The organism is uncultured Campylobacter sp. (genome assembly GCF_937997465.1).
GTDB lineage: Bacteria > Campylobacterota > Campylobacteria > Campylobacterales > Campylobacteraceae > Campylobacter_A.
This window is the reverse complement of sequence record NZ_CALKTQ010000284.1, coordinates 1-9,970: the sequence shown is the minus strand read 5'-3', so window position 1 is coordinate 9,970 and position 9,970 is coordinate 1. Positions and strand designations below refer to the sequence as shown.

Below are 9,970 nucleotides of genomic sequence, written 5' to 3'. Positions count from 1 at the left end.
GTAATTAACTTTTAGATAAGGGATCCACTCGCCGGCTGCAAAGCCGTTTTTATTTCCCTCGATAGCGTGGATGTCGGCCTCTAGGTGGATGTCTGCTTTACTAGGAGCTAGGTCGATGCCTTTTGGCTCCATGTCGATCGGCTCTAGATAAACGGCAGCTATCTCCATGCCGTTGATCTCTACCGGATCGCCGATAGGAAACTCGCCTGCTACGGCTACTGAAGCAGCAAGGCTAAATGCCAAAGCTGTTTTAACAAATTTGTTCATGTTCTCTCCTTTAAATTGGTTTGTAAATTTATTTTTAAGCTTCGCGGCAACCCGCGAAAGCTAGAAACGTCAAATTTAAGCCTCTTTGGCTTGCTTTTTTTTCATTATGATCACGCCGATGATTAGCGCCGCTACCATGATAGTCTGCGGTACTAAGCTCTCGTAATACGGATAAATACCCAGCCACTCGATAGTTGGGAAGCCTTCGATCTTGGTCGGAACGAAAATTTTACCCTCGACAAACTCCATAAGCCCCTTGCCCACAAACACGATCGACATATAAAAAATGATCGCCGAAGTGAACAAGAAAAACGGCTTGATCGGGATTTTTATAGCAAAAATTTTAAACACGTAGTAAGTGACGAGCAAGATGACTAGCCCCACTATAAATCCCAGCGCGATCATCGAGTAGCCCGCGCTATCTTTAGCGTCAAAAATCAGCGCCTGATAGAAAAGCACGGTCTCCGCACCCTCTCTAAAAACAGCTAAAAACACCGTCCACCAAAGCGCCTTAGCAGATCCTGCAGATATCGACTCGCTGACGTGGCTTTGGATATATTTGCTCCATTTTTTTGCGCCTGCGTTTGAGAGCAACCAAAAACCGACGTAAAAGAGCAGTCCTACGGCAATAAGCATCACCGCGCCCTCCATCACCTCTCTTTTTTGACCTGCAGCGCCGGCAAAAATCAAATTCATAATCCACGCCATAACAAAGCTTAACACGACCGCTACGGCAAGCGAGCTGTAAACGATACTCATGCGCTTTTCGTTGCCGGTTTTTAGTAGATACGCCACGACGGCCGCTACGATGATGAGCGCCTCAAATCCCTCGCGAAGTATGATAGTAAGCGCGTAAACAAATAGCGCCCAAGGGGAGCTGCTGCCGCTTGTTTTTTCTAGCGCGGCGTCTAAATTTGCGCCCAGATTATCGGCTGCTTGCTGGAGTCTCTCGACGCTCACACCCGCCTTCATCAGTGCGACTACTTCGCCGAAATTTCCTTCTATCTTAGTTTTTAGGCCGACGTCTATCGCGCCTACTTTGTTTTCCATACCGCTACCTTCGAACTCGTCGAAGTAAATATCCTGCGCATCGCTCATAGCTTTAGCTACGTCTTTTGCGGCGTAAAGTTTGATCACGTCGGCGATTTTTGCCTTTATGTTAGCAACGACTGGCGCAAAATCAGTAGCCGCGTCATCCTCGGCGTTATCAGGTAAAACCACGTTAGTAGCTAGCGAACCCGAGTCCATAGGCAGCTTGGCTACGTTTTCGTATATCAGCGCATCAAGCTCCTCCAAATTTGACTTTAGTACGTCGGCGGCTACATCGTTGTTTATCGCGATTATCGCCGAACCCATTCGTTTTTGGATATCGCCGTCGATACCCTGACCGCCTGTTATAAATCTACGAATGGCCTCTTCCAGCTTCGTGTTGCGGTAAAGCTCAAATTTGGCTTTATTGCTTATCTGCTGCTTTGCGGCGTCTTTGTCGCCCTTTTCGTAGGCTGCTGCGGCAGCGCTAAGGGCTGTTTTTATGTCGTTATAAACCACCTGCCAGTGCGGTTCGATAGCGGCGCTACTTGCGGGCTGTGCCGTAGTTTGGCTAGCCTCGGTAGTCTTGGCTGTCTGCGCGGCGTCCGCGTTTTTAGGGTCTGAGTACTCGCCCACTAGCTTATGACCGGCGTTGATGACGGGCAAAACCTCATCCATCTCTTTGTTTAGCTCGTCCATTATCGCTTGTATCTCTTCTACCGGTTTTTTAGCGATGATGGCTTTACGGATCTTACCGAATTTAGACTCCATCGAGTAGGCTTTTTTCTGTCCCAAATTTACCCTAATCGCGGCTTCGATATTTTCGAAATGCCCGAAATACGCATTTTGCGTGGTGGTTTTGGCTTCGTCGATCTTGCCGTCCTTGTACTGTTGCATGATACTTACGAATGAATCTTTTATGCTCTGTATCTCAGGGCCGTAGTCGGCGTCCTGCGCATTTAGCATAAAGGGGATAAACAAAGCAAGTATAAATTTCAAAAATTTACTCATAAAAACTCCAATAAAATATGTTTTATGCGCGCATTCTATCATTAAAAAACTTTAGCGAAAATAAAAACGGCTATCAAGTATAAGTCTTATCAACAAGCTATATTTTTTGATTATCAGATTTATCCGACTTTGAAATTTGAGTAAATTTAATGGGTAAAATTTGAAAGAAAATTCGGGAGCGAGCTGCCCCCGAATTTGAGTTAGATAGTGGTGCCCGCTTGTCTTAGCATAACGCGTTTGCGGTATACGTTTGACACGTCTGCGGCATCGCCTACTAGTAGCGCGTTGGTGGCGCAAACGGCGGCGCACATAGGGACTTTGCCCTCTGAGATACGGTTTTGACCGTACATATGAAGCTCCTCGTGGGAGTTCGTCTCCTCAGGCCCTCCGGCACACATAGTGCATTTATCCATAGCGCCTTTGATACCAAACGCCCCGTCTCTAGGAAACTGCGGCGCGCCGAACGGACATGCGTATAGGCAGTATCCGCAGCCGATGCATTTGTTTTTATCGTGAAGCACGATACCGTCGGCTCTGATGTAAAAACAATCAACCGGGCACACCTGCTCGCAAGGAGCGTCGGTGCAGTGTTGGCAGGCTATCGTAGTCGATACTTCCTTGCCCTCTATACCGTCATTTAGCGTGATGACCTTGCGGCGGTAGAGCCCCACCGGGAGCTCGTGAGCCGAAGAGCAAGCGACCTGGCATCCAAAGCAGCTGATACATCTGTTTGTATCTACGAAAAATTTCATTCTTGCCATCTCTTACTCCTTAGACTCTATTTTCGCCGTATTCGTGGAAGAAGGTGTTAAAGCCCTCTCCGTCAGCTTTTTCTATCCTGCAAAGTCCGGCGTTAAATTCCGAAATTTGAGTAACCGGGTCAAAGCCGTAGTTTGTTACGGTATTGAAGCTCTCGCCGATCGTATAAGGCTTAGTGCCCTCAGGATAGCGGTCTTCTAGGCTCACGCCTTGCATAACGCCCGCAAAGTTATACGGCATACAAATTCTATCCGGCGTAACCATCTGAGTATGATAGCAACGAACCTTGATCTTAGTGCCTTGCGGAGAGTGGATCCACATCATATCGCGGTCTTGGATACCGTATTTTAGCGCAAGCTCAGGGTGGACGTTAGCAAACATCTCAGGCGTGATCGCCGCTAGATACTTGCTCGTTCGCTCGATCATACCAGCACCGCTTAGGTTTACTAGGCGCAATGTGCTAAATACGATAGGGAATTCCTTGCTCCAGTCTTTTGCTTGCTGCTCGGATTTATATTTCGTCTCGACGCGGAAGTTTCTAGCCTGATCGTCGAAAGTCGGGTATTTTTGTACCAAATCCCAGCGCGGAGAGTGGATAGGCTCGCGGTGTTTAGGGATCGGATCTAAGAATTCCCAAACGATCATTCTTGCCCTTGCGTTACCAAACGGCACTACGCCTTTTTCGCGGCATTTTTCTAGGATAAGTCCGCTGTGATCCGTACTCCAAGTAGCCCCCATCAGTCTTTTTTCTTCTTCGGTTAAGGTTATGCCTAGGACTTTTTCAATATTTTCTTTGGTAATTTGCGGATAGCCGCCTTTTACGTCCGATCCTACCAAAGTCGTATCCTCGCTAGCTAGCTGACTAACGCCGTTATGCTCTAAGCCGAAACGATTTCTAAATCCGCAACCGCCCTCTGCGTAAGACTTGCTCATATCATAAAGTATCGGTGTACCAGGGTGTTTTTCGTCCCATGCCGGCCAAGGCTTACCGTAGTATTCGCCTTTTACGTCGCCGCCGATACCCATTAGCGTATCAGGGTCGAAATTTTGCCAGTTGGCCTGATGTCTTCTAAACATCTCGGCCGTTCTACCGGTGCAGCCGATAGATTTACCCAAGCGAGCTATCTCGTTTGTAGCGTCGTCAGGCCACACGAAGTCGTCTTTAACTTGTTTTGGCTCGTTGTTTACGGTCGCCATCTTCATGCCTTTTACGTACTCGTCGTAAAAGCCGAATTTTTTAGCAAATAAGAACATGACCTCGTGGTCGGCTTTGCTCTCGTAAAGCGGCTCAACGACTTTTGTTCTCCATTGACCGGAGCGGTTAGTCGAGCTTATATGACCTTCGTTTTCAAACGCAGTAGCCACCGGAAGTACGTAAATTCCGTCTTTTCTATCTGAAAGGATAGCAACCTCGTTTACGAACGGCTCCGCAACTACTAGCATATCTAGCTTGTCGACGGCTTGCTGAATTTTTGTAAGGTGAGCCATAGAGGTGATACCGGTTCCTTGAACCCAAAGAACGCGAAGTTTGCCGCTAGTAAAAGTCTTTTCCTCTTTTAGAACGCCTTGCCACCATTTTGATAGCGACCAGCCTTTTTCGTTTCTCCAGTTTCTATCTTCCGGATTTTGCGGATCGTGATAAAAATACTCTTCAAATACGGTATTTTTTACCGGAGCGCCGCCTTGTTTCGGCTCTTTTGTCGAAACCGCAAATCGTTTGATAAACTCGTCATAATCAACGCCCCAGCCTTTGCAGTAGTATTTCCACGAGGCGTCTCCTAGTCCGTAATACATAGGAAGAGTGTCTGAAAGATTACCCATATCGGTAGAGCCCTGAACGTTATCGTGACCGCGGATGATATTACAGCCGCCGCCAGGTTTACCCATATTGCCTAGGATTAGTTGAAGGATAGGTAAAATTCTGGTATTTGACGTTCCCACCGAGTGCTGAGTGATACCTAGAGCCCAGATAACCGTTCCCGGTTTCGTATGCGCCATTATATTAGCAGCCTCTATGAGTCTATCTACCGGTACGCCGGTAACGTCCGAAGTAAGCTCGGGAGTCCAGTGTTCGGCCTCTTTTCTAACCTCTTCGATACCGTAGGTTCTGTTTTCTAAAAATTCTTTATCTTCCCAGCCGTTTTTAAGGATAATGTGAATAAGTCCATAAATAAGAGCCACGTCCGTTCCTGAACGCTGACGCAAGTAAAGATCCGCGTGCGCAGCCGTTTTAGTAAAATTCGGATCCGCTACGATTAATTTTGCGTTGTTTCTATCTTTGGCTTGCAACATATGCTTCATTCCGCCGACGGGATTTGCTACAGCCGAATTCGCACCGATACAAAAGATCGCTTTTGAATTTGCCGTCATATCTCCGAAGTGATTCGTCATCGCGCCATAACCCCAAGTATTCGCCACACCGGCGACTGTTGCGCTATGTCAAATGCGTGCTACGTGATCGTTGCTGTTTGTACCCCAAAACGCCGCAAATTTGCGAAAATAATAACTTTGCTCGTTGTTAAATTTAGCCGAACCCAAGAAAACTACGCTATCAGGACCGTCTTCTTTACGGATTTGTAGCATCTTATCGCCGATTTCGTTTACGGCCTGTTCCCAGCTGATGCGCTCCCCTTTTCCGTTTACTTTTTTCATCGGAAATTTGATGCGTTGTTTTGATTTCGTAAGGTCGATCTGATCGATTCCCTTAGAGCAGTGCGAACCCTGAGAGATCGGGTGATACATAGCCATATCTTGGCGTACCCATACTCCGTCTTTTACCTCGGCTTCTATACCGCAACCCGCCGAACAAATAGAACAAATCGTTCTAACCTTTTTTGAACCTTCGTAAGGATTTTTTATCTCCTCGTTGGTTGCCTTTCTAAACGTCTCGTTTTCGCCAAATGCCATCGTGCTACCGGCACCAAGAGCGGCAAGCTTCAAAAACGAGCGTCTTCCTATGCGTGAATCACTCATGGTTTTCTCCCTTAGTAAGCGATCTTATAGTAGTATTCCCACTCTTTGCTTTTTTTGTAAAGCACCTCTTTTTTGCTCGACTTGCCGACAACTACGCCGTTGTCGTCAGGAGCAAGCTCGTCGCTAGTCGGTTTTGCGATAGCTGCAGCGGCCAATACGGTTCCGCCTACCGCGCCGACCTTCAGAGATTTTTTGAGAAAATCTCGTCTTGATCCTTGCATGTTTTCTCCTTATTAATCCCAAATTTGAAATTTTTGAGACGTTTTTAGAAAGATATTGTTCAAATTTTGCATATTTCCTAGGCGTAGTGCGCCTTACAGGCGCGTATTTTAGGGCACTTGCATATTTTAAAATATCACTGTGCAAATTTAGCATATTTTGAGAATAAACGAAGTAAAAATATTAGATTAATTATGAAACTTAATAAATAGTTAAGGAAATCTAAAATTTAGCTTAAGTTTTAATACTACATATCAAGTTAAAAATGTATATTTTATGTAACTCTGGGGCTTTTGAGCTAAATTTATCAAATTTAGCTCAAATTTACGTTAGGGATTATTTTTGAAGGTCGCTTAAATTTACTATAAAAGGCACGGAGCGAACGCCGGCGGCGGAGTATTTTTGTCTTAAATTATCCATCGCTTTTACGTCTGCGTCACTGACTGCACCGTCTGCCACCTTATAGTCGTCCGCAAAATATTTTCGTAAAATTTTGATCTTGTCGCTATCGGTTTTCGCGCTTGCTACGTCTTTATATATCAAAAAGCTTTTTTGCAAAGACGATACGTCGTGAACCGGAGTTAAGATTAGCTTTACGTTGCTTTCTTTTAACGTCGCTTCGATCTTTTCAAGCTCTAGGCGGCAGTATGGGCACTCAGGATCGGAAAACATCACGATAGTAGGCTTTTTAGAGTCGTTTCCTAGAGTGATGATATTTTCTTTTTGCTCGTTTTTATAGACTTTTGAGATATTTTTCGCCGCTATTTCCTTTTTTATCTCTTGCAAGTAGGCTTTTTGCGCCTTTAGGTCGATGATATCCGGGAAAAGCAGGTCGCCTTTAGTAAAGATAACCTCGTCTTGGCTGACTTGACCGTTGCTCAAATTTACCACGACCGCTTCGATTCCGTCGGTTAACGGTTTGCGCTCGGTCACGTTTACTTTCACGCCCTCGCCGACCATCTGCGAATAAAAACCGACTACTTGCTCGTTTGACGCAGCAAACATCGCGCAGGCCGCCATTAGCGACAAAACTATTTTTTTCATTTCATTCCTTTTTAAAAATTTGCGCGGATTATATTAGCTTTTTATAAATAGATAAAAAATCACGCTTTTAAAACTCGGTCCGTGCCGTTTTTTACGATATTTGGATCTAGATCGAGTTGCTCGAGGTAGGCGATTATGTATTTTCTACTCAAATTTAATGCCTCTTTCGCGTTCGTTACGTTTACGAATCCTTGCGCGGAGATGATAGCTTTTAGCTTTGCAAGCGCCTCGTTTAGGGCTTTTGACGTTACGAAAAGATTATGCGCGAGCCTCACCACGCGCCCGATGCCCGTTAGCTTCTTTAGCGCGTTATCGCCGCTAACGCGGTCTATCTCAAGCTCGTCGTAGATGTTATAGGGCGCCAAGGGAGCTAAATTTCCGCTTTGCAAAATTTCGTAAATTTTCTCCTCGAGCCTGATTTTTAGCTTGCTCATATCCACGCCCGTTTTAGTATAGGCGCCGTCGTTTTTAGCGATCATGCCCGCACTTTCTAGCTCATCAAGCGCCTTTTGAGCGATGTTTTCGCTGGCCCACGAGAGCTTTAGGCTGATACTTGTAGCCGAAAATACGGCAAATTCGTTCTTTTCTATCATAAATTTGACCGCGCTTTTTATCCTATCGACCGCGCTTAGATCGTAGATATTTAGCGCCTTTTCATCGACGAATACGTTTGGCGTTTGTTTTGCTATAGCCACGGCTTCCTCGTGATTTAGCCCGAAACGCTGATAGGCCGAGATGATGCCAAAGCCGTTTTTATGCGTATCTTTTAGCATCGCAAAGGCGCTTACGAAGTCCTTTTTGAGCAGCGCGTTTAAAAACGAAATTTTGCTTGATTTTTTCATCGGCTCGCTCACGGCGTTTAGCACCCTGCCGCCACCTATGACGCGACCGTTTGCGATGAGCACGAACGGTTCGTCAAATTTTAAAAACATATCCCTTTCAAATTTAAACGTCGCAAATATCCCGCCCTCTTTTTCGCTAAGAACCAGCGCTTTTGCAGGTGCGGCCTTTGCACCGACGCAAAACGTCACGCTCTGCCCATGCGTTAGCTCGCGAGCGAAAACTATCGCGTCTATCTCGCGAAATCCTCTAAAAAAGCCCTTCTTACTAAGCAGCTGGCCTTTTTTTAGATCATTTAGCTCGATTCCAGTCAAATTTAGCGCCACGCGGCTGCTAACTCCGGCACGGTCGACGAAGGTATCGTGGCTCTGCACGCTTCGCACCTGCACCTCTTTGCCGGCGTCGTAGTTAAACAGCTTCTCGTTTTTCGTCACAGTGCCCTCTATCACGGTGCCCGTGACTACGTTTCCGATACCTTTTAGGCTAAAAACGCGGTCGATGTAATACCTAAAAATACCATCTTGCTCGCGGTTAGCGGCCTTTAGCGTAAAAAGATAATTTCGCAGCTCATCAATGCTCGCGCTATCCTTGATACTAACCGGGAAAATCTCTAAAATTTGCAGATTTTTATACTTTTGCGCAGCAGTATAAATTTCGCTTTTTCGCTGCTCGATTAGCTCTGTGCTAGCTAGATCGCATTTAGTTAGCGCGACGATGAGAGAGCGAACTCCAAGGATGTTTAAAACCTCCAAATGTTCCAAAGACTGCGGCATAAGCCCGTCGTTTGCCGCTACGACAAAGAGGCACGCGTCAAATCCGTACGCGCCGCTAATCATCGTTTTGATCAAATTTTCATGTCCCGGCACGTCGATAAATGCGATATTTTCGCCGTTTTTGCTCAAATTTGAAAAGCTAAGATCAATCGTGATCCCGCGCTTTTGCTCCTCCTCGAGTCTGTCGCCCTCAAAGCCGTTTAGTTCCTTTATCAGTGCCGTTTTGCCGTGGTCGATGTGTCCGGCCGTTCCTATGATTAAGCTCATTTTTCATCCGTTTCGTTGATTTTTTCTATCAAATTTTGCACGTCCGCGTCCAGCACGCTGCGAAGATCGAGCAAAAATTTACCCTCCTCGATGCGCCCGATCACCAGATTTTTCCTAAATTTAGCCTCATTTTCGTTCGCGTTTCCTTTGACGGCTAGCGCGAGGCTAGGTATGCGTTTGTTCGGCATCGTGCCGCCGCCTACGAATGTCGTCGTGCGCACGATTTCAAGCGGAGTTTTTAGCTGCGAGTTTATGAAATTTGCCGTGCTTTCTAGCTCATCCACGCTTTTATAGAGCTGCTTTACCGTCGTGATAAGCTCAAATTCGCGGTTTGCGTAGGCTTTGACGCTTTCAGCCAGTAGCGAGATAATAACCTTATCCACGCGCAGCATTCTTAACAGCTGATTTTTCTTTAGCTTTGCGATGAGCCCCTTTTTGCCTAGGATTATGCCGCACTGCACGGAGCCAAAGAGCTTGTCGCCGCTAAAGCTAACGAGCGAGGCATCTTTTAGATTTTTTAGATTAGGCTCGTTGCGCCCTAGGCCGTAGGGCAGCTCACCGTAAAATCCGCCGCCAAGATCAAAATAGTCAATCAAATTTCGCTCTCTTGCCAGCGCGCTAAGATCCGGCATCGCTACGTCCTCGCTAAAGCCCACGATGTCGAAATTTGATCTGTGCACCTTTAAAATCAGCTTCGAGTTTTCGTTTATCACGTCCTCGTAGTCGCGCAGGTTGGTTTTATTCGTCGTGCCCACTTCGCGCAGGATCGCGCCCGAGTTTGCCATGAC

At 46.3% G+C, this 9,970-nt stretch carries 7 protein-coding genes and 1 pseudogene; all 8 read right to left on the bottom strand.

What is annotated here, in order from left to right; all coding sequences use genetic code 11:
* Window positions 1–267, bottom strand: a 267-nt coding sequence (locus Q0546_RS09350; protein WP_298792464.1) for an iron transporter, incomplete at its 3' end; no start/stop codon positions are given.
* A 75-nt stretch (window positions 268–342) separates the two neighbouring features.
* Window positions 343–2,307 carry an FTR1 family protein gene (locus Q0546_RS09345; protein WP_298792462.1) on the bottom strand — a complete coding sequence of 655 codons (1,965 nt, stop codon included), beginning with the start codon at window positions 2,305–2,307 and terminating at the stop codon, window positions 343–345.
* 200 nt (window positions 2,308–2,507) lie between these two features.
* A complete protein-coding gene (gene fdh3B / locus Q0546_RS09340; protein WP_002948963.1) occupies window positions 2,508–3,068 on the bottom strand; it encodes a formate dehydrogenase FDH3 subunit beta in 561 nt (186 codons plus the stop codon).
* Window positions 3,069–3,078: 10 nt separating this feature from the next.
* On the bottom strand, window positions 3,079–6,039 hold the full coding sequence (locus tag Q0546_RS09335) for a formate dehydrogenase subunit alpha (RefSeq protein ID WP_298792459.1): 2,961 nt from the start codon (window positions 6,037–6,039) through the stop codon (window positions 3,079–3,081).
* A gap of 11 nt (window positions 6,040–6,050) precedes the next feature.
* Window positions 6,051–6,260: a twin-arginine translocation signal domain-containing protein gene (locus tag Q0546_RS09330; protein WP_002948952.1), complete on the bottom strand. Its 210-nt coding sequence runs from the start codon at window positions 6,258–6,260 to the stop codon at window positions 6,051–6,053.
* 334 nt (window positions 6,261–6,594) lie between these two features.
* Window positions 6,595–7,302 (bottom strand): thioredoxin domain-containing protein, encoded by a 708-nt coding sequence (locus Q0546_RS09325; protein WP_298792457.1) that lies wholly within the window; start codon window positions 7,300–7,302, stop codon window positions 6,595–6,597.
* A gap of 59 nt (window positions 7,303–7,361) precedes the next feature.
* A complete protein-coding gene (selB, locus tag Q0546_RS09320) occupies window positions 7,362–9,182 on the bottom strand; it encodes a selenocysteine-specific translation elongation factor (RefSeq protein WP_298792455.1) in 1,821 nt (606 codons plus the stop codon).
* A pseudogene (locus Q0546_RS09315) lies at window positions 9,179–9,970 on the bottom strand (L-seryl-tRNA(Sec) selenium transferase); the annotation flags it as partial. The pseudogene Q0546_RS09315 and the gene selB, both read right to left, overlap by 4 nt.

Coding starts and splice junctions, on each gene's coding strand:
- Q0546_RS09345 (WP_298792462.1), bottom strand. CDS start 2,307: ATGAGTAAATTTTTGAAATTTATACTTGCTTTGTTTATCCCCTTTATG.
- fdh3B (WP_002948963.1), bottom strand. CDS start 3,068: ATGGCAAGAATGAAATTTTTCGTAGATACAAACAGATGTATCAGCTGC.
- Q0546_RS09330 (WP_002948952.1), bottom strand. CDS start 6,260: ATGCAAGGATCAAGACGAGATTTTCTCAAAAAATCTCTGAAGGTCGGC.
- Q0546_RS09325 (WP_298792457.1), bottom strand. CDS start 7,302: ATGAAAAAAATAGTTTTGTCGCTAATGGCGGCCTGCGCGATGTTTGCT.
- selB (WP_298792455.1), bottom strand. CDS start 9,182: ATGAGCTTAATCATAGGAACGGCCGGACACATCGACCACGGCAAAACG.